This window comes from Paraburkholderia sp. GAS33 (genome assembly GCF_050436645.1).
In the GTDB taxonomy this organism is placed as follows: domain Bacteria; phylum Pseudomonadota; class Gammaproteobacteria; order Burkholderiales; family Burkholderiaceae; genus Paraburkholderia; species Paraburkholderia phenazinium_B.
The window spans coordinates 358,616-379,179 of record NZ_JBNDMP010000002.1 but is presented as its reverse complement, the minus strand read 5'-3'; the positions used below and the strand labels follow the sequence as shown (position 1 = coordinate 379,179).

The 20,564-nt window shown below is 59.2% G+C and carries 12 protein-coding genes and 4 pseudogenes; 4 read left to right on the top strand and 12 right to left on the bottom strand.

The genetic code is table 11. The annotated features are described in order from the left end of the window. Nucleotides 1–125: 125 nt before the first annotated feature. A complete protein-coding gene (locus P3T24_RS08075; RefSeq protein ID WP_429433622.1) occupies nt 126–977 on the bottom strand; it encodes a ketopantoate reductase family protein in 852 nt (283 codons plus the stop codon). A gap of 65 nt (nt 978–1,042) precedes the next feature. Between P3T24_RS08075 and P3T24_RS08070 the strand changes: the two genes are divergently transcribed. Continuing rightward, complete coding sequence (locus P3T24_RS08070; RefSeq protein WP_429433620.1) at nt 1,043–1,909, top strand: LysR family transcriptional regulator; 867 nt, start codon at nt 1,043–1,045, stop codon at nt 1,907–1,909. Nucleotides 1,910–2,325: 416 nt separating this feature from the next. On the opposite strand, the pseudogene P3T24_RS08065 reads toward P3T24_RS08070, so the two are convergent. Beyond that, nucleotides 2,326–3,398: pseudogene (locus tag P3T24_RS08065) on the bottom strand (sensor histidine kinase). Between the two features lie 170 nt (nt 3,399–3,568). On the opposite strand from P3T24_RS08065, the gene P3T24_RS08060 reads away from it, so the two are divergent. Then, complete coding sequence (locus P3T24_RS08060) at nt 3,569–6,010, top strand: PAS domain S-box protein (protein WP_429433617.1); 2,442 nt, start codon at nt 3,569–3,571, stop codon at nt 6,008–6,010. 557 nt (nt 6,011–6,567) lie between these two features. Here P3T24_RS08060 and P3T24_RS08055 read toward each other — a convergent pair. The 6 genes from P3T24_RS08055 to P3T24_RS08030 all read right to left on the bottom strand — a co-directional run bounded on the left by P3T24_RS08055 (nt 6,568) and on the right by P3T24_RS08030 (nt 11,448). Then, entirely contained in the window at nt 6,568–7,542 is a 975-nt protein-coding gene (locus P3T24_RS08055; RefSeq protein WP_429433615.1) for a plasmid partitioning protein RepB C-terminal domain-containing protein, read from the bottom strand. Beyond that, nucleotides 7,539–8,426: a ParB/RepB/Spo0J family partition protein gene (locus tag P3T24_RS08050; protein WP_429433613.1), complete on the bottom strand. Its 888-nt coding sequence runs from the start codon at nt 8,424–8,426 to the stop codon at nt 7,539–7,541. The genes P3T24_RS08055 and P3T24_RS08050 overlap by 4 nt, the downstream gene beginning before the upstream one ends. Further along, on the bottom strand, nt 8,332–9,984 hold the full coding sequence (locus P3T24_RS08045) for a recombinase family protein (RefSeq protein WP_429433610.1): 1,653 nt from the start codon (nt 9,982–9,984) through the stop codon (nt 8,332–8,334). The genes P3T24_RS08050 and P3T24_RS08045 overlap by 95 nt, the downstream gene beginning before the upstream one ends. 395 nt (nt 9,985–10,379) lie before the next feature. After that, the gene (locus P3T24_RS08040; protein WP_429433607.1) at nt 10,380–10,616 is read right to left on the bottom strand and encodes a hypothetical protein; all 237 of its coding nucleotides are present in this window, start codon (nt 10,614–10,616) and stop codon (nt 10,380–10,382) included. Between the two features lie 240 nt (nt 10,617–10,856). After that, nucleotides 10,857–11,189 (bottom strand): hypothetical protein, encoded by a 333-nt coding sequence (locus P3T24_RS08035; protein WP_429433605.1) that lies wholly within the window; start codon nt 11,187–11,189, stop codon nt 10,857–10,859. A gap of 40 nt (nt 11,190–11,229) precedes the next feature. Beyond that, a complete protein-coding gene (locus P3T24_RS08030; RefSeq protein WP_429433603.1) occupies nt 11,230–11,448 on the bottom strand; it encodes a hypothetical protein in 219 nt (72 codons plus the stop codon). Between the two features lie 717 nt (nt 11,449–12,165). Here P3T24_RS08030 and imuA point away from each other — a divergent pair. Then, nucleotides 12,166–12,906 (top strand): translesion DNA synthesis-associated protein ImuA, encoded by a 741-nt coding sequence (gene imuA, locus P3T24_RS08025; protein ID WP_429433601.1) that lies wholly within the window; start codon nt 12,166–12,168, stop codon nt 12,904–12,906. Between the two features lie 149 nt (nt 12,907–13,055). Here imuA and P3T24_RS08020 read toward each other — a convergent pair. The 4 genes and pseudogenes from P3T24_RS08020 to P3T24_RS08005 all read right to left on the bottom strand — a co-directional run. Next, nucleotides 13,056–13,802 (bottom strand): annotated as a pseudogene (locus P3T24_RS08020) (UvrD-helicase domain-containing protein); the annotation flags it as partial. Further along, complete coding sequence (locus P3T24_RS08015; protein WP_429434281.1) at nt 13,799–14,692, bottom strand: ATP-dependent endonuclease; 894 nt, start codon at nt 14,690–14,692, stop codon at nt 13,799–13,801. The pseudogene P3T24_RS08020 and the gene P3T24_RS08015, both read right to left, overlap by 4 nt. A gap of 90 nt (nt 14,693–14,782) precedes the next feature. Further along, nucleotides 14,783–14,869 (bottom strand): annotated as a pseudogene (locus P3T24_RS08010) (hypothetical protein); the annotation flags it as partial. A gap of 953 nt (nt 14,870–15,822) precedes the next feature. After that, nucleotides 15,823–16,167 (bottom strand): annotated as a pseudogene (locus tag P3T24_RS08005) (AAA family ATPase); the annotation flags it as partial. Between the two features lie 1,154 nt (nt 16,168–17,321). Between P3T24_RS08005 and P3T24_RS08000 the strand changes: the two are divergent. Then, nucleotides 17,322–20,408, top strand: a complete 3,087-nt coding sequence (locus tag P3T24_RS08000; protein WP_429433599.1) for a DEAD/DEAH box helicase — start codon at nt 17,322–17,324, stop codon at nt 20,406–20,408. Nucleotides 20,409–20,564 lie beyond the last annotated feature (156 nt).

The window sequence follows — 20,564 nt, the reverse complement described above, 5'->3', positions numbered from 1 at the left end:
CGCGACGTGAGTGACGGTAACTGGCCGAACCCGGGCCGACGGCGAGCGCACCAAATCGACCCTAAAGGGACTGTTGCGTTGTCCTCTCGTCAAGGGCTTACGAACCGACACCGGCCCTTCGGAGGCTAAGGCCGAAGCGCCAGCAGGTGCGGCGTTTTGTCAGGCGCCGCTGCCGCCATCTGATCGATTAGCGCGCGCGTCTCTGTTGGACCGAACTCACCGAGATCCTTGACGGGCCGCGACCGGCTCAGAAGCCACAGTAGACCGGTGCGCACAAATGACGGCATCCGTAACAGTGTCGCAAGAAGGCGAGGCTTTGGCGTGTGACCCAGACTACGGACTACGTCAAATCCTTCCGTCCACGCAGCGTTGAGTTGTGTTGCCTCTGACCATGTGAGCTGGCGCGCTCGTTGCCACGTGAGCAGCGCGGCGAGAAAGAGCGGCACCACGAGAGCGACGTGGCTGCGGAGAAACACATCCATGTCGTCTTCCACCTCGCTCGGCATGGCTGCTTCCTTGAAGAGTTTCGCCAGATAGGGGCTCGATATCGTCGTCACCATGCCCGGACCATCTATACGAAAGCGTAGCTGCTGGTCCACCAGATAGGCCGACATATTCGGAAACCCAAAAGCGAAGCGTTCCGCGCCGACGATGGCTCGATAGGGTGCGGCGCCATTGAACGTATTGAACATCAGCAGGATCGTGTTCGCGCGGCTTGCCGCTAACGCCGGCAGCAGCGGTGCGACCTGGTGTTCGGGCATGGTAACGATCGTCAGATCGTTGGGCGTGGCCGGATCGAGCGTCGACGCGACCTTAACCGGCACACGTTGCCCGTCGACGGTGACGATCGCGCCATCGCGATTTAGCGTGTCGAAGCGCGCCCCTCGCGCCACGACGGTGACGTCATGGCCGGCTTTGGCGAGACAGAAGGCCACGGCGCTGCCGATTCGCCCCGCGCCAATCAGGATGATTTTCATGGGTCAAGTTTGCGCATCCCGTATGTTCCTGTATACGGAATATTGAGGTAATCTAATTTCCATATATGGAAACACTCTCCTGGGACGATCTGCGTATTCTTTTGGCCGTGCATCGAGCCGGGAGCTTGCTTGCCGCAGGCAAGGCGCTAGGCCTGTCGACATCCACGACCGCGCGCCGGCTGGATGCGCTGGAAGCTGCGATGGGATGCCAGTTGGTGTACCGCAGCCAGTCGGGCACTGAGTTGAAGCCGGAGGCGCTGCGAATGGTGCGGCTGGCTGAAGGGCTGGCGCACGGTCTCGATGCCCTGCGCCGCGATCAAACCGTGCTGGCAGGCACGCTGCGGGTTAGCGTGCCGGATGGAATGGCCCTGACGCTCGCCCGCTCGCTGCTGGCGTTCCGCGAGGCGTACCCGTTTGTCGATCTTGAACTGGTAGGAGAGAACCGGATGGCGGATGTGGCCGCGCGTGAGGCCGACATCGCCGTTCGTCTCACACGCTCCACGTCGAATGTGCTCGTGGAAAAGCATCTGGCCAGTTTTCGGTTCGCCTTGTTCGCGTCCGCCGATTATGTCCGGCGCCACCTGCCCACACGGCGGCTTGGTAAGGGCGAGGCCGCAGCGCATACGTTTGTCGGACTCGACGAACGCTGGAAGGGTCTGCCGCATGAGCAATGGACGCGTTCGCTTGGGGCGACGCGATTCGCCTTCCGTTCAAGCTCGATGGACGCAATCGTAGAGGCGGTTCGCCAAGGGATCGGCCTTGCCGCATTCCTCGACAACGATCCGCGCAACATCGACCTGATTCGCGTCGAAACCGATGTCGCGGGACCCATTCAACCGTTCTATCTTGTCTATCACCGAGACCTGCGCAAGCAATCGCACGTCCGCGCGGCGGTGACGGCAATCGAATCCTACGTGCGGGGCCATCGCTAACCCTCGGGTTAGGCTTCTCATTGCGTGAATAGTCCGATTGCTCGAACGAACATCCGGGCACTCTGGAAAAACCGAATGCATGCCGTCGGCATGCGTACCCGGCTGAGCGACGAGATCCGCGTGGAAAGCGGTCGTTCCGATATCCGATATTTTTCGCTTGCGAGCGTCTCAAAATGGCCGAAGCTGGTCCGATGCAGTCAGCACACGTTGCCTGAAACTTACGGGCCGGGGATCGACAGCATGCAACCCAAAGACACCATTTGGACTCCGTCGATGGATGACCGCTTTCTGCGCGGCAGGTGCCGGCGACAGCGACATCGAGTGGCTTGCTCCTCCACACCGCGACGAACTGTCAAGCTCTTGCTGCGGTCCATCCGCACGGGGAGTGACACTGAAAACGAAGTCTCCGTTTCGTCCTACCGCGCTTCAATGGCACCGTGATGAGCCTTGACGATTTCGCTGGCGATATACAGACCCAGTCCGAGGCTTCCCGCCCCGTCACCTTCGCTTTGATGGTCCGGCCCCCGTGTCAGCGGATCGAAGACGCGCGCCAGCGTTGCACGTTCGATGGCAGGTCCGCAGTTTCTGACATCGATACGGACATGCGTTACATCGCCCGTCACAGCCACGCGCACGGGCGTGTCCTTTGCCCCGTATTTGATGGCATTGAGAACGAGATTTCCAAGCAATTGCTGCAGGCGCTGGCCGTCCCAGACTCCCTGTGAATCGCCACCCATGTGTATTTCAATCCGCCTCTCAGGATGAATCGCACGCAACTCGTCCAGTTCGTCAGCAAGCACATCCGCCAGATTGAGACTCGTGGGTATTACGTTGTTGCCCAGGCCCAGGTTGGTCCGGTTGAAATCGGTCAGGTCATCAAGGAACGCCTGCATCCGGGCGCCACTCCGTGTCAGGCGGGTGGCGGCGCCTGACACCCTCTCCCCGGCATTAAGGGCTGCCAGATACGATACCGTCACCTGAATCGCCTGGAGTGGGCTGCGCATGTCGTGCCCGAGCGTGCCAGGCAGAAGGTTACGGTTCTGCTCGGCCTGCGCACTGAAAAAGGCGACCGATTCGGTAAGCGCCTGGTCGATCGCTTCGTTGAAGCGGATCATGTCGTCCAGATCAGGCGCTTCGGGCGCACAATCGTCCATCCACAAGCGATGCACGCTTGCGCGCAGCGCGCGATATTCGCCAGCGAGCTGGTTGATGCTGAAGCCGGCACGTGCCCTCAGAAGGGCATGCGTGTGCGCGGCTGTTTCGGTCGCATCGATCAGCGTGGGCGCTCGGCCCATTGATTTTTCGCGCTGGGCTTCCCTGGTTTGCCAGTTCCGCAAGTCCTTTGCCACGGTGTGCGGATCTGCTCCGCCTGGTCGCGCGACCCCGGCGATTCAATGTTCGCCGCCGCTGGCAGAAGGCTAGCGGCGAACGCCTCCCATTGCGCCAGAATCGGCTCCATGCCTTGCGAGATAAAGTCAGCAAGTCGCATGTAGGCGCCTCCAAAGCGTAGACGGCATGTCATGATCACCTTTGATAACGATGACACATACAGTCGGTGAAAGTGTACGTGATGAGTAAGTCCGCGGCGGGTCCATTTATTGCGTGTCGGTAGTCTCTTCTTTACCGGCGCCGGCCCTAACGTTTACACAATCCAGACAAATGGACGACATTGACTCACAACCGGCGGCATTCAGCTCTATCTGGCTCAAGCTCTGGGCTGAAGCCACCCAGGACTACTCGATCTTCGCCGTCTCGCCCGAGGGCATTGTCCTGACCTGGAACCCCGGCGGCGAACGCATCCAGGGCTATCGGCCTCACGAGATTATCGGAAGGCCATATTCCGTCTTCTTTTCCGAGGCGGACCGCGCTGCTGGTGCCCCCGAGGCGGCGCTACAGGCCGCGGCCGAGGCCGGACGATGTGCCATCGAGGGCTGGCGCCTGCGCAAGGACGGGACGCCGTTCTGGGCAAACGTCGTCATCACGGCACTGCGCGACAGCCGGGGGCAGCTTATCGGGTTCGGCAAGGTGATCTCCGACGTCAGTGACAAAAGGGCCGCCCACGACGCGGTAGTCAGAAGCGAACGGAGCTTCCGCCTGCTGGTTCAGGGCGTCACCGACTATGCCATCTTCATGCTCTCGCCCGATGGGCACATCACCAGCTGGAATTCGGGCGCACGGCGGATTAAGGGGTACACCGAGGGCGAGATAGTTGGTTCCCACTTTTCCCGGTTTTACACACCCGAGGATGTGGCAGCGGGTGTCCCCTTCCGGGGACTGGAGACGGCCAGACGGGAGGGACGTTTTGAGGCCGAAGGCTGGCGCGTACGGCGCGACGGTAGCCGATTTTTCGCGCACGTCATTATCGACGCCATCTATGAGGATGGACAGGTGGTGGGATTTGCAAAGGTCACGCGGGACATTACCGAGCGACGGCGGGCAGCCCAGCTACTTGAGCAAACGCGGAGCGAACTGTTCCAGGCGCAGAAGATGGAAGCGCTGGGCAAACTCACGGGCGGCGTGGCACACGACTTCAACAACGTTCTGCAGGTGCTGCGGGGCAACCTGGAGCTGCTCGAAAGCAGGCATGGCCGCGATCAATGGAGCGCCGAGCGGCTTGGTAACGCGATCGACGCAGTGGACCGCGGCGCGAAGCTCGCATCGCAGCTGCTTGCCTTCGGTCGACAGCAACCTCTCGCCCCGGTAGTTGTCAATCCTGCGCGTCGGCTCCGGTCGCTCGACGACCTCCTGCGACGGGCGCTGGGTGAGTCAATTGACATCGAGTCCGTCGTGGCGGGGGGGCTGTGGAATACCATCGTCGACCCGAATCAGTTTGAAAACGTGATCCTCAACCTCGCGATCAATGCCCGCGATGCGATGCCCGATGGCGGCAAGCTCACCCTTGAGCTATCGAATGCGACGCTCGACGACGAGTACGTGTCCTCGGTTCCCGACGTCGCCGCCGGCCAGTATGTGATGCTGGCCGTCACGGACACCGGAACCGGCATGAGCCAGGAGGTAATGGCCCGCGCTTTTGATCCATTTTTCAGCACAAAGCCCGAGGGTCGAGGTACAGGGCTGGGCCTGAGCATGGCGTACGGCTTCGTCAAGCAGAGCGGCGGCCACATCCGGCTCTACAGCGAGATCGGCGAAGGAACGACCGTCAGGATCTATCTGCCGCGTTCGACTGGCGCGGCAGTTGAGACCAAAGCGGCCACGCCCGCCGGTCTGAGGCACGGCAACGAGACAATTCTCGTTGTGGAGGACGACCTGAAGGTTCAGTCGACGGTCGTGGAACTGCTCTCAGGCCTCGGCTATGCGGTGCTCAAGGCCAACGACGCCGAGCAGGCGCTGACCGTGGCGGCGAGCGGCGTGCACATCGATCTGCTGTTCACGGACGTGGTGATGCCCGGCGTCTTGCGCAGTCCCGAAATGGCTCGGAGGGCAGTTGCGATGTTGCCCGGGCTGAAGGTTCTTTTTACTTCCGGGTACACACAGAACGCCATTGTGCACGGCGGCCGGCTGGACCCGGGTGTGGAGCTGCTGAGCAAGCCATACACCCGTCAGCAACTCGCCGCCAAAGTGCGGCAGGTGCTCGGCACCGGCGATAAAAAGGCGGGCGAAGCGGGAACGGCCGGCAACCGCGCGGGCAGCGGGCCTGAGGCAGATGGAAACGGGGACGGCATGCGCGTCCTGGTCGTGGAAGACGACGCCGCATCGCTCGAGGCAACCTGCGAACTGCTGGCGCTGATCGGGATGCGTCCGCAGCGCGCGGCAAGCGCATCCCAGGCGCTGAACGCGCTTCACGGAAACGACTTTGACGTCCTGCTCACGGACGTCGTCATGCCAGATATGTCAGGCACCGAGCTGGCGCGACGCGCGTTTGCCATCCGTCCGGAACTTCGGATCATTTTCGCTTCGGGAAACGCTGTCGCGGACCACGAGAGCTTCGGGTTCGAATGGTCGGCGCTGCGCAAGCCCTTTACGCTTGATCAGTTGCGTGTCGCCCTACAACCGGCTGACACGCAACAGGCCAGCCGTTCCGCCGGTGATGCGCAGTCCGCGACGACCGACAAGTCGAGCGAAAGTACTGGTTCCCAATAGCACGGCACGGTTGAGGTCGCAGCGCATGGCTGGACGTCCGTCATGACCGGCTCGACGAACTGGCCGGGGGCCAGCGCTTGTGCGCGTCACCTTTGAATCACATAGCCAGCCAGCTACCGTTCCTGGTCGCGAGTGATAGTGGATGATCCAAGCTGTATCAGTATCGGGCACAGTCTGGGTGCCTGTCCGCTCTCATCAAGAGACGTTCGCGATGCAGCCGCAAACGAGCGCTTATGGCCGCATTGAACCGGACGACGACCGACTCAGTGCGGTAAGCGCCGTCATTCAATGATTGACGTGATCGATCCGGAGTACTGGCGAGCGTCACAACTAGTGTGTTCCACGATCCCGGGAGGTGCGGCGCAGTTTGTCCCGGCCCATCAACATCGCCAACGATATCCCGCCGAAGGCAAGGATTGCGCCGATGTAGAGCAGGTCCATGTTAAGTCTCCTAACGTTGTTTTGTACCGTGCCCGCGAGGGAAGTAGAGGAATTGGTCGAGCGCGACATTACTGCTCCCTGTATGTTTCAATCGCAAACGTTGCATCGTCTTGAATTCAACCAGGCGGAAGCATCGCGGGTAACGATTTTGACTTGCGTTCATATGGCAGTTTCATGGTCCGGCGAGGCTCTTTTGCCGACTCCATCTGTTTCGCGCTTCGCTCCATCTGGGCAAAATATTCCGGAAAGCGTAGTCGTAGCCACGTCGCTATTGACACGTTGCGCATGAGGTTCGCGATATAACTGGACGTAACAGCGAGATGAAGATGCTCGATGCCGTACATCTCCTCCGTTCCTCCGACCCGAATCTGCAGCTTTCCCAGTTCCCTTTCCATCCGGGCAAGCTGCGCCGCCAACTCATTGTGAGTATGTTGAGCCGAACGGCGCTTTGTGACCAGTTGCTCAGGAGTCGATGCGGCAAGGATTGCTCTCGCGAACGTCGAACCGAAGTTGTTCTGACCGCACATCAGTTCTGCAGCTTCGAGTTGTCGCATGGCCGTCATGCGCCTGAGTGCTGCGAACGTGGTCCCAGGGCAAACCTTCGGTGCGAGTAATTCGTATGCTTCAGGGCATATGCCGTTCATCAGGGTTGACCTGCGACGGACCGTTTCCGTGTCGATTCCCAACACCGCCGCAATGCGCTCTCTGGGCACGCCATGTTCGATAGCCCTCGCAATCATCCGGGAGTCCTGGGCTGTGGTGAGTCTGTTGATGTGCTTGTTATACGTGTACGTTTCGTCGTCGGTCGCAACCAGACAAAGCACTTCGCTTTTCTGGAGACGTCGTAGGGCTTCCACTCGCATACGTCCATCAAGCACTCGAAACCTTCCATCCTCGTCCCTGATAACTACTACGGGCTCAACCAGGCCGATGGCCGCAATCGAGGCGACTACCTGCAGGAACTTTTTAGAGGTAAATACCGTCGGAACGAGTGGCCGGCCCGTCTTCAGAACGTCCAGAGCAAGAACGATGGTTTCAGGTTCGAAGGCAACCTTGAGTGCGCTCTTCGTCAACACGATGACATCGTTCACGATATCTCCCTGCGAATCCGCTGTTCGACCGCTTCCGGTACAGTAGTGAAGCCCTCCTGCTTCAGGAGCGCGACGAACTCGGCGTCAGCACGCAAGACACGAAGCATCTCAATCAGAACGGTCAGTCGTGAGTGCGTCAGCTCCGCCCGCTTTACCAGAATCTTCTGGCGAGCCGTCTCCTGAACGTATAGCTTCTGGAGTTGCTCGGGGGACAGTCGCTTGGTTCTGGGGTTACCATGCGTCCCCGACGCCTGCAATGCGCGCCCGGCCGAAGCCCTCCGTGCGATGAGCTGGCGAACCACCTTAAGCTGCTTGCCTTTCAATGTTCCGCCAGCATAGGCACTGGCCAACGCCTTCTGCATATCCGGTTCGTCACATCGGGCGATTTCCATCGCGATACCGATAGGCAAGGACCCGCGTTCAACAGCTTCAAGAAGCCGGTCCTCACCATGCTCCAGCAACGTCAGTACATCCCGCACATAAGAGACAGAGAGCCCTGTCCTGTCTGCGACCTCATCGTCCGTGAGACCTGACTTCTTCAGGGATTCGATGTCACGTAGTAGCTCCTGTGGGGTATGGTTCCGTCGGGCAACGTTCTCGACAAGACCCCGCACAAGGCATTCGTCTTCGTCCTCGTCGATGACAAGAGCAGGCACTTCCGTATGACCCAGCGCGTGAACCGCTGCCATGCGTCCCTGGCCGCAGACCAGGTCGTATGGCTGTCCGGGGTTACCGAGAGCGCTTACGCTTACGGTGATGGGTCTCTTCAGCCCTACGGCGGCGATGCTGTCAATGATGCCCTGATGCTGTCGCTTTGCGCGAACGCGGGGATTCAGGATTCTTACGCTGTCCAGTGCCACGTTGATGACTGAGCTGCTTCTCATTGATAACCTCCAGCGGTCGGCGAGCAACCATGCCCAACAGTACCTTCAGGTCAGGATGGCGAAACGCACCAAAGCGCGAGCTGTCATCCTTGAACAGGATGACCTCCTCACCGGGTTTCAGAACCCCACGGGGAAAGACGTGAAAATCGAGATATTCAGTAGCCTCCGCGTCGGTGCGACCAAACACCAGTACGTCAACAGGAAAGCAATCGGGCCAGCGTGCGGTCCAGAAAGGGCTCCTGGTTGGGGTGAAGCGCGTGGTTCTGGTCACTATCTGCACGCGTAACTCTCCATTAACGCACATCGTCGAAGTGTGCGGCTCATACTCTGCGCTGTGGCCTGCACTGCGCAACTCCGCCAATATGATTTCCATGCAGCGACGCTCCAGGTCGAGAGCGACCCGCTTGCGATAAAAGTGTTCGAAGCTCCATCGCGATTCGTATCCAATTGCCTTGTAGGCGTCGATGAGCCCTCCAAAATGCCTCATTACCTCTTCAATCGACGGCGCGCGTGCATCCTTCCTGATTGTCTTCTGACTCAGAATTCCGGTTCGTGCGAGCAGCTTCTTCAGACCCAGCGCGACCTCTTCGGCGCTCGACTGATATCGACGGGCAGCCATGCGACACTGGACGGCATCGAAAACCTTCCTGTCGACTATCGCTTCAAAGGCGCCAGGCAAACGCACCCATTCGCAAGACGGTACCCGCATCCACCTGCCGTCGAGTTTTGACGAGGTCTGGTTGTAGATGTTCGTGCCGATGTAACGTTCGCTTCGAAGTATTCGCAGGATGCTCTGGGCTTGCCAGGGTCTGCCGGAGTCGTTGCAAATCCCGAAGCTGTTCAGACGTTGGGCGATATGCTCGGCAGACAGTTTGTCCCTACCAAACCACTCGAAGAGTTTCCGCACCAGGGCGACTTCATTAGCCGGACCAGGTGCCATCACCGTTCGGTACGCCTGAACGCTCTTATATTCGTTGCGCTCAAGTACACACTTGACGCGTCGCTCGGCGTCTACCAGTTGACGTCGGAGTCCGTAACCAGGTCGACCTCCCACGTGAAACCCGCGACTGGCGCCGAGGCATTGCGCGAGGAAAACCTTCTTTGACAGTTCACGGCTAAACTCGCCGGCCATTGCCCTTTTTACAGTCTTGAAAATACACGATGCCGGGCTGCCATCGTTTTCGAAGTTTTCTGCACAGTATCGGACGTCTACGCCGGCACGCCGGCACAGATATTCGTGATAGGCGCTCTCGTCGACGTCCTGGAATCTGCCCCATCTGCTCACGTCGTAGACCAGGACTACGTCGAACCGCCGTTTCGGTTTCTGCACGTCAAGCAGGAGGCGCATGAGCGCCGGCCTCTCGCGCAACGTAAGTCCGCTTATGCCTGAGTCTTCATACACGCCCACAATGTTGAGGCCATGCTTCTTTGCGTACTCTTCATTAACACTGCGCTGAACGACGGGCGAGTATTCCTGCCTGTCCGTAGACATACGTATGTATTGAACCGCACGCGATGCTCCTCGTGTGCGGCCCGATGCCGGTATGCCGGATGGCATGGAGTGTCACCGATGCTAAAGCTACGTCATAGCTGGTCCATCAAGGAAGTCAAGGCAGTTCCATTCGGAATACGCCAGCCACGCAGATAGCACTGCGAACGAAACGTATGATGAGCGGGCTTTGGTGTACTACGACGGGTGTGAGTCAAAAGTTTGACTGGTTCGGATGTACTTCTCTACGGGTTGCGAACGCTAACGCGGTCGTCTGTCCAAGGTTAGCCAGAGATACAGTTCATCCTCGGCGGTACCATAAACAGTCGATTCGTAGCTTTCAAAGCTGTAACTGGAGAGACAGGCGATTCGTCCTGACTCGTCAATTGACGGCTTGCAGTCACGTTACGCTGTGTCTACGCAGACCTTGCCCGCTCTTCGTGCCTGGCCCGGGCGTTGAAAAGCTATCCACGCCGCGCACGTCGCAAGGCGTCCACAGTCAGTTGTTCGGCAGTGTAATCACCCATCGCAGCATTCCAGAGTGCCGCTCCGGCTTCGACCAACGACTCCCAGTCTTCAGCAGGAATCTTTCCGTTAAGGTCCGCAAGAACCCGTGCCAGCTTGACCATGGCCCGAAGCGCATCTGTTTCGTTTTCTGTTGAGAATGCACACATTATTGCAAGCGCCATCGCTGGTTCCATGTGCGTCTCAATATCAAAGGTGATGCGCGTCCACCGCGCATTGAAAAATGCCCAAAGGAGTTACCCGCAGGGGTACCCGGAGAGACAGCCGATTTGATAGCTGCTTAAAGATTCAGGATAGGGCGTTGGAAACGATTTTCCAAACTTTGCATTGAGTGGTTGTGCAATCCACGATTGGGAGTAGTCTGGTCGTCTTTGGTTTGCAAACTCTTGTACCGACACCAGAGAGGTGGACATCCCTCACGTTTCTTCCGACCGGCTGCATCGACGCCAGACTTTCGCAACGAGAGGGTCTGCGTAGTTGACCGTCATCGCGTCGGTGAAGAGCCGAGCAGGCTGGATGTCGTCGCCACTCTTCACATTAGCTTCGAGCACTGTTTTGGCAACAGTCTGCGCTTCTATTGCAATTGTGAGTCTCTCGAACCAGCTGGCGTGACACGCATTGCGCGCAAGCCATATGCGCGCGGACTCAACAAGTGATTCGGGTGACAACTGTTTCCCGTCTAATGCATAGGCAGCAAGGTCACTGACGGCAAGATAGCAGCGCAGGGATGCAGCCTGTTGGCGGGTCAAGGAATGCGCACCGGACATCATCTTCCTGATAACTGTTTGCCTAACCGTGAATATCTATCCATGCACGCGCCCAGGCGAGTCCGGCCTGCTGCGCCTCGCCCTGTGTATCGAAATGACCCAGCACGCCGGATGCCTCAACAAGCTTGCCGTTTTGAAAGATGGTCCCGCTTGCGGCGTAGCGTTCCTGCATCAGAATGTCTTCCTGCTGCAGGATGGCATGTCCCCAGACCTTGTAGCCGTTGTACCGCTCTGGCTCCATCAGCGCGTGACCTCAGCAGCCGTATTGCGGGAATCAACCCGAAGCACATTTCCCTCGGGCGTTATCTGGCGCGGGATGTCGGAGAAGTCCCGCGTGTTGCCCGGCTTCATTGCGAGCTTTGGCGCCGGCGCCCGGTGAGCCCGCGCCTTCGCGATGTGTCGTACGCCACCTGAATGCTTCGCGGACCTGTGCGCAGTCGCCGGGTGCTCAAGCGAAGCGCCCCTTGCTTCCGGCGGATTCCAGATTTCCTTGTACTCCTGAGTTGCAAATGCAGAGGACGTGAAGCCGAGCAGCAACAAAACACATCCAGAAAATCTCACCGTTCCTTCTCCCTGTTGCCTCGCTTTAACCAGTCACTGCACCGGACGCCCAGACCGACGCATTCGCCGTTACAACCAGAGCAGTAATGTCGGTCGCGAACAGCGTCATCGACCTGCCAGACCTTGTCGCTCGCCGGCATTGCTGTCCCTACGGCATGGCCATTTTCGCATGCGAAAAAGACAGGCTCGCCGTTTTTCCACGCCTCACCGCGTCGTCAATCGCGTCGTCGCCGAAGGCTGAGCGTAGTTTGGCCATGAAGGCTGCCAGCTCGGGCATCGGATAGTCGGCCTTCCGAACGCGTGCATCCATGAGTCAGCCCCCGATTAAAAGTGCCAGTTCGCTACCGCAAGATTGCGTGTACGATACTGTATAAATATACAGGTTTTTTGCTTCCTCATGTCCACCGCTACCGTTCCCGCTGAGGAGATTCACCCGTCCCTGTGGCGAGCGTCCCAGCTCGCGCGCGGGCGTGGGCGGTTTCTGGAAACGGGGTATCCCGCGCTGTCGGCGGAGCTGCCTGGCGGCGGATGGCCCGTAGGGGCGCTGGTCGACCTGCTGGTCCAGCAAGCCGGTACGGGTGAGTTGCAGTTGCTGCAGCCAGGGCTCTGCAAGGCCGGTATCCGTCCGGTCGCATTTGTGCAGCCACCCCATGCCCTCAACGGACTGGGGCTGCGCCACATCGGCCTTCCTGTCGAGCGGGTGTTTCGCGTGGATGCGGCGAAGACGGGAGACGCGTTGTGGTCGGTTGAGCAGATTCTCCGCGCAGGCAGTTGCGCCGCGGTGGTGTTCTGGACCGGGTATGCGAAAGCGTCATCGCTCAGACGACTGCACCTGGCCGCGCAGTCGTCTGAAACGCTTTTCGTGATGGTCAGGCCGCTCGTCACCGCGCAGGATTCATCGCTAGCGCTCCTGCGACTGACATTAAGACCATCGGCGGACGGCCTGACCGTCGATATTGTGAAACGACGAGGGCCGACCAGCGCAGCGCCTCTATCGATTTCCCTTCAACCCAGTCCTGTTCTGTTTTCCCGACATGCGCGCCTTCCTGTATCCGTCTTGGTATCACCGACAAAGATGCGAACGGTTCCACCGGTCTTTTCCATCCGCGAATGCTGGGGCACGCCAGTCTTGGGTTGAGTACGGCCTTCGATGTCCGCGTCCCAAATCTTGTTGATGAGCTCGACGATGCGCTGCTGACTGCGATGGTTCATCTGCAACGCGGGGCGGGCCCAGTCCGTGGGCACATGCGACGGGAGGTCATCGTGACCGTCCGGATAGATGCGTTGCCGATGGTCGCCCAGAAGCCCGAGCGTGATCTGACCCGGGCGATTCTTCGAAAGCTCGAACAGCGCGTCAAGCACCCCTTTCATCGTGTCTTGGGACTCATCGATGAGGATGAGGGGGTGTCGGTCCTCCAGGATGCGCTGCAGTGTTGGGCGTTCGCGAATGAGCCATGCTGCCACTTCCAGGACCTCTCCGTGTGACAGTGCACCTTGTCCGTAGGTGTCTCGGTCCGGGTGATAGATGAACACGTCGATCGTCCGGATTTCTTCGGCCTCCGCCTCAAGTTCGGCATACTTTTCCCGGTCCTTGTCCGACTCGCCCTTTACCTTGGTCATCGCATGGGCCTTGGCAGCCGCAAGTTTCTTGGCGTTGCGAGCAAGCAGAGCGTCCCGGATATCTTCGTTGAAGCCCGTGATGAGTTCCCAGCAGAAGGAGTGGATGGTCGACACTGCGGTCAGGTAGTTGTCGCCGAGTCGACCGTTGACGACGGCGGTCGCGTTCTTGGTGTAGGTTATGACGCGAATCGACTGTCCACGGGACCGGAGCTGCTCTGCATACCGGCCCCCTGCTTCATGTTTGACTACTCCAGTGATTCGGCGCAGGACCTCGACCAAAGTGCGTGTCTTCCCCGATCCCGCGCCGGCAAAGAGGAAGAAGCTGCGAGGCGGGGTTGCAGTGACGTAGCCGCTGATGTCTTCGACGACGTGAGCGTCGCGATCGTTTCCAAGGGGCTGGGGTGCGGCGCTCAAGGTGTCTCTCCGGCCGTAATGTCGAGTTGACCGTTCAGCCAGGCTAGTGCATCGGCGATGTATGCGGGGCAAGCTAGGGCCTCGCCGGCGTTCAGTCGTTCGAACAGCGTTGCCGCGAAGTCACCCTTGCCGAAGTTCCCGCGTAGCATCGCGTGGAGCTCCTTAAGCAGCTCGGTATGGTCGGAGTGGTCGAGCACGAGACCTATCACCTTCGCCAGGGTGCCGCGGTGGTTTTTCTTCTTGCCGCTGACGGCGTCCTTCTCTTCGTCCAACGCCTTGAACCAATCGATGTTGGAAAGGACGAGAGCGTCCTCGAATGAACTGGGCCATTGGTCACTTGCGGCCTCAACGGGAAGCTGCCATGCAAAGCGGACTTTGGCGCCCGAGTCAGAGATCCATTCCAGTTGAGCGGGCGTCGGCTTCCCATAAGCCTGAAAGTCCGACAGCATCGGGTGCCACGAGGTCAGCGTGTCGTTCCCGCACTCGAGTTCTGCTTGGCCTGCGATGTGCACCGCAGCTCGCACGATGCGCCCGTTTTTGTTCCTGGTTGGTACTACGGGGTCCAGGTCGGTGATGACAGCCGTCGGAATCCCCAACCGCTCTACAAGCGGCCTGAGGCGGTGTGCATGGCTGCCCCCGATATCAAGGAAGGACACATACTTCTTGGCAAGCTTCGGAAAGTCCCGATCGATGAAAAGCGGCACCAGCATTCGCTCCGCGGTGCCCTCCACGAAGATGGCTGCGTCAGCGAAGAGGAGGTCCGTGTGCTGGATCTGAAAATAGCGCTCGGCGAACGTCCGGGTTTGGGTGTCTTCGCCAAAGGCGTCGCCCAGATTGACGACCTCCGTGCGGGGCTTGACGCCCGTGCCAGTACTTGCTACCCGCTTCACATATCGCAGATGCGTGAAACTGTCCCCATGGGCCAGATGGCTTGAGTGTGTGCTGATGAGCAGTTGACTGCGAAGGTTGCTGTGCACCAGTTCCTTTGGACGAATGAGTTCGTGAGCGTTCGACGAGAAGTTGCGTTGAACCTGAACGTGCAAATGGGCCTCAGGCTCCTCAACCATGACGAGGGAACCGCTGCCGGGGTGCCCTGCGGCGGATTGAGGCGCGCGGCGCGGAACGACACGAGCATGAAGCTCAGCGACTGCAGATTCTGATAGCCGAGTCCAATAGAGTGCTCTGGCAAGGACTCGTCGACCGCAGTCTTGTCCAGGCGGTACTGGACTGCCGTGCTGTGAGCAAGAAGGTCTGCAGTCTGGATGCGGGTGCGGAAGTGAAACTGCTGGGGGTCATGCAGTCCCGGATACCCCAGAACTTCCACATCCTCCATCGCAGGCTGGAGAGCCTTGTAAATCGAATCGTCAAGTTCCGCCTGAGCCTTGGCGATGGCCGCCACCAGGTCCTCCCGATTACCGTGGCCCGATGGAGCGACGTTCAGGTGTTGTCGGGCGAACTTCAGAAGCTGGCTCGAGAACAGGCCAGGGCGCGCGCTCGCCGATTCGGACCGCGCCTCGTCCTCTTCGGCGCCCAGCCCTCGTTGAGCCGGCACAAAATCCACGCGAATGAGCTTGCGCAGGAACTGCAGTTCGACCGGCTGCGAGCCAGGCGGAAGTTCCTGCAGGTCACGGCGCTTCTTGTCTGCCAGCGGCCCCTTCGCAGGGTCCAGCCGGTAAGCGGCGATGCGGCGCAGGTCCGCGGAGTACCTGAGCCAGTAGTCAAGTAGGTCCGTCGGCCAGGCGTGGCCATCCTTCGGAAGCTTTCGCACGGGAGAGCGTGCTTCGCGATAGCGCCAGGCCAGCTTGCGAAGTTCGTTTGCGTCCGCTACGGGCTCGAGCCGAACCCGCACGCCAACTGCGCCACGCGACCACTTCAGCGACGTGATGAAGGGAGCAATATGGTTGTACGCGCCTTCCTTGGCATCGAACCAGAGATCGATGAACGGCATGCAAGCCATGAGCTGGCGATACTGCTCCTCCCATTTCTCGGCATCCTTGGATTCTGTCGTAGGATCCTCGTCGAGCGCTTCCCAGATTTGACTCAACTCGCGCAACTTCGCCCACTGCGAGAGGCTGAGGTCAAAAGCGCGAAAGCCGGGCGACTCGCTCAGGAAGTTGCGAAAGACGGTGAGAAGGGAAGTCTTGCCACTGTTGTTGGCACCAACCAGGATGGTGGTGGCCTCATCCAGCTCAAGACGGGTCTTTGCCAGGCGCCGGAAGTTGCAGACCTCGACGCAGGCGAGCCGGATTGGTGAAGCGCCGGGAGGCGCAACTGCTTCGGCGGATGGCGCTGCGGGCGAGCTTGATGCGGGACTCGAGGCTGGGTTGGCGGCGGAAGAGGGAGGAGAAATCTCGTGCGTATTCATGGCGCCTTTGTGTGGCCGCTCCGTTTGTCGGTGGCGAGCGTAGTAGTTTTGAAGCACCAGCACGGCGACCGGGTGCTCACCGATTGACCATACCGTCACCTAGCCGCAGCGACCACCATCTCGGCCACGACAAACGGATACGGCCTGGTCGAAAATTTGCGTCTTTATCTGCAAGGTAGCAGCGGTCCTCGTACATTTACAGATGACGAAGCTAGAATGTCCACCCATCCCAACTAGCCTGCCACAGATCTCGCCATGCCTGACTTTACCGAACTTTCCAAAGATGGTCAGGATTTGGAGCTGCTCGTCGGAGAGATAATACTTTTCCGCCAAGGCTTGATAGTCAACTGGAGTGGAAAAGGAGCGGACGGCGGTCGCGATTTGACATGCGTCGAAGCTCGTGACGGCTTCGTCCTTCCCGACACAAAGCGCTGGCTCGTGCGGTGTATGCGAATGGCATAAACCGATCCATTGCTGAGGTTTCGTTGCCAGCGCAGATGTCCACAACGGGATGCGGATTCAACCGGTCGACTCCCATGATCATTGAATTTGCGAAGCCGGGTGTCAGTAGGCCAAATAGCTAGAGTCACAGCTCCTCTCGATGAGGAGTGCGTGCGGCGTAATCTTGAAGACGTTACGCTCGTTCAATTCTTGGCCATAAGCGGGCACTTTCGCTTGCCAGGCTGCGTATTCCACTCATATCCGTGATGCGCCTAACTCTATCCCTTTCAATCGTTGCGTACGCGATCGCGACGTGAACCTTCGCAAGACGCGCCGTAGTCGACGACTGAAGAAAGCGCTCCATCGTGCCGATAAGGTGTAGGGAATCGATGTGGCCCGTACTTCCCCTTTGGACGCGTTATTGCCACCGCCGTCGAATAATCCCCACTGGGTCGACTCGTCGTCTAGGGACCCGTTGGGCAGGCATGAAGGCGATACCCTGTAGGGATGTTGGAGTGACAACTAGCGCTGGTGTCCAAATGCAAGGTCGTCGGCGTTGGTTTTGGGCTGTGCATGTATCGATTCAGCAAAAATAACCGAGCTCCAAAAAAGTTTTCTCCCGAGCCGGGATACACTAGAAAGAAGGACAACGCGCATCCATGAGTGTAGCTAAGAAAGCGACTAGAGTGCCGCTGCGATATTGGCGAGCGGCATTGGCCGAGGTCAGCCTCCTTCACCCGGAAGTCGCACCGGAAAGCAAGCCGATTTTGATCGGTGAGTCCGAAAGTGCATGGCAAATAACAAGCGCCGAGCCGGATGTCGCTTCCTGGGTCCGTGCTCAATTTGCTGCAAGCAAAGCGCACAGCGACACCAAGTCTGCGAAAACCATTCCATTTGTGCTGATTGCCGCACGCCTTTCGGAAGCCGCAAGCCACGGCGTGAAGTGGGAGGCAGGCGACATTCACAAAGGGCTATCGGTCCTCTGCATTCCGTGTCTGCTCGACAAGTCCGGTGGGCTTTGGCCCGATCCCGATCGCCACCCATGGATACCGCGCGACTTGCTCGAACCCACGCTGCGTGCCGTGTCCGTCGGCTCGCTGGAGCGCTACGACGAATTTGTGAGCGGTTTGCCAGGGCGGCCGACATCGCTCGGCGAAACGCTGCAAATCGCCGCGAATCTCTTTGAAGCGGTCACGGATGCTCGCCTTCCGCTACTTCGCGATGCCGACGACGAGGAGTCCATGGCGCGCGAATTTTCAGTGGACGGATACGAACTCGTATCGGCCTGGCACGGGATTCCCTACGAGCCTCCGATTGTCGCCAAGCACCTGATCAGACTTTACGATCACATCATCGACGGCAACCCCAATCTTCCGTTGCTCGACAACCTACGCACGATCGATGATCGTCCTTCGCGGTTGCCGACAGCGACGCAAGACGCACAAAAGTGGCATGCGAACACCGTCGGTCATATGAACCGGCAGTATCCACTGTCGCCATCTCAGCGCGAGGCGATGGTTGAGCTCTCACAGCTCGGAGAGGGAAAAATCCTCGCGGTGAACGGGCCGCCAGGTACGGGCAAGACCACGCTGCTCCAAAGTGTCGTTGCCCAGGTGTGGGTCGATGCTGCCTTGCGAGCAGCAGAATGTCCGCTCATCGTCGTCGCGTCGACGAACGTTAAGGCCGTCGAAAACGTCCTCGATTGCTTTGCTCGAATCAGCGCGGAAACGGGTCATGAGCGGTGGCATCCATACGCCAGAGGTTTCGGCCTGTTTCTCGCGTCGGAATCGCGCGAGAGCCATCACCCGACTTGTACAAGTCGCACCCATCCATTCTCCGAATATGAAACGCCCGATGCGGTCGACGCAGCCGAGAAATTGTTCCTCGAAAAGGCGTCGGCGGCGTTCAGGGAACGGCAAGAGTTGGTTGCCGAGGTCGTTGAGAAACTGCAAGGCGATTTGCAGTTTTGGAAGCGTAAGCTCAACGCGATCGTCGCAGCGAGGTATGAGGTGTTTCACTCGACCGGCCAAGTCACCGCCGATGGCGCGGCGAAGTCATGCAAGCACGCGCTGGCGTTGTATCAAGAGCGGATCGATGCGGAGCAAGCGGAACTCGATGCGGTCGGGCAAGGCCTCTCCGTATGCAGGGCAGATGCGGAGGTGGCCGAACATGCATACGAGGAGACGCGGCGCGCGATCGATGCTGCGGAACGTCGCTGGGTCGACTATCTCGCCCATTCGCCCCTGTGGCTCGACCTGCTGGCGTTCCTGCCGCCGATTCGCCAGCGGCGGATGGCGCGCGATCGCTCGTTCTTGATGGCCGATCCGATCACAGCCGAGCGGAAGCATCGCGATGACAGCATCGAGTCGCACTTTGCCGCGATCAAGCAGGCAGCCGTGAAGAAAAAAGCAGCAATCCTCTCGTCACTGAACGACCGACGCGTTGCGCTCGACACAAGGAAGTCAGCCGCGCTTGAACGGCGCAGGGTGGCCGAGGCGGCCCAGTCGAAAATCAACAGCGCATTCCTTAGCTGGCAAGGGAGCTTAAAGGGCGGATTCGAGAGCATGCTCGACGTGTCGTTGGACGCTCTCAACGATCAACTCGACGTCATGCTGCGAGCGCGGATGTTTCCGCTCGCCGACTGGTATTGGACCGGGCGATGGATTCTCGAGATGCGGGACCGATTGCGCACGGGTAAGGTCGATAAAAAAAGCCGGGCTCCGCTCGAGGCAAAATATCGCAGATTCGCCAAGCTTTCACCTTGCCTCGTTTCCAACTTCCATATGGCGCCGGCGTTCTTCACTGCTTGGCAAGGAGAGGATATCCCGTTTTGGAACGCGATCGACTTGCTGATCGTCGACGAAGCGGGGCAGGTTTCGCCCGACATCGGTGCCTCGATGTTCGCGCTTGCGAAACGCGCACTCGTCGTCGGCGACATCTATCAGATCGAGCCGGTTTGGAATAACGGAGAGGCGACTGATCGCGCGAATGCGGTCAAATTCGGCTTGACTGCCGAGCCACGTGATCCCCGTTACAACAACATCGCGGAAGCAGGATACACACCAGCTTGCGGCAACGTCATGCGCATTGCGAATCGAAGCTGCACCGTACAGAAGTTCGACGACATGCGCGGCCTGATGCTAACGGAACATCGTCGCTGTGTGCCGGAGTTAATTGACTATTGCAACAAGCTGATTTATTCGAACCGCCTCCAGCCCAAGCGACCATCGATCGAGCCGGAGAAACGGCTGCTTCCGGCCTTCGGCTACCTGGGGATTTCCGCTAGAGACAAGCGGGTCGGCAAAAGTCGACAGAACTACGACGAAGCGAAGGCCATTGTAGGATGGCTAAAGGCCAATCGCACACGGATCGAGGCGCACTATCGTGATGAGATCGGTGCACCTACGCCGCTGTGGAAACTCGTCGGTATCATCACGCCGTTCGCATCGCAAGCGGGCGTTATCGAGCGTGCGCTTCGTAGCGAAATTCCCGACCTCACGCGCAAGGGCAGTCGACTCACAGTCGGTACGGTACATGCCCTTCAAGGCGCTGAGCGCGCCATCGTGATCTTCTCGCCGACGTATGGGGAGTCGCACACAGGTGGGACTTTTTTCGATCAAGGGCCTAATATGCTCAACGTCGCTGTGTCGCGCGCGAAAGATAGCTTCTTGGTTATCGGAAACTTGGCGCTGTTCGATGTAACGAAGCGCAGCCGCTGTTCGGGGCTTTTGGCGAGCTATCTATTTCACGGGCGGTCAAGTGCCGCGCTTGAAGATGCGCTGACTTCCAACGGCCAGTGACCCTGGCAGACCGGTATTGATCGAGACGAGGTCGGTCAAGGTGAGCGGCCGGCTGCCCTGTAGCTGCTGAACACGGCCGGCGTGGACTGAGTCGATGCGCACCATAAACACTTCATTGCGAGGGGCGGCCGATCCCGGGCGGGAGAGCGTTGCGTG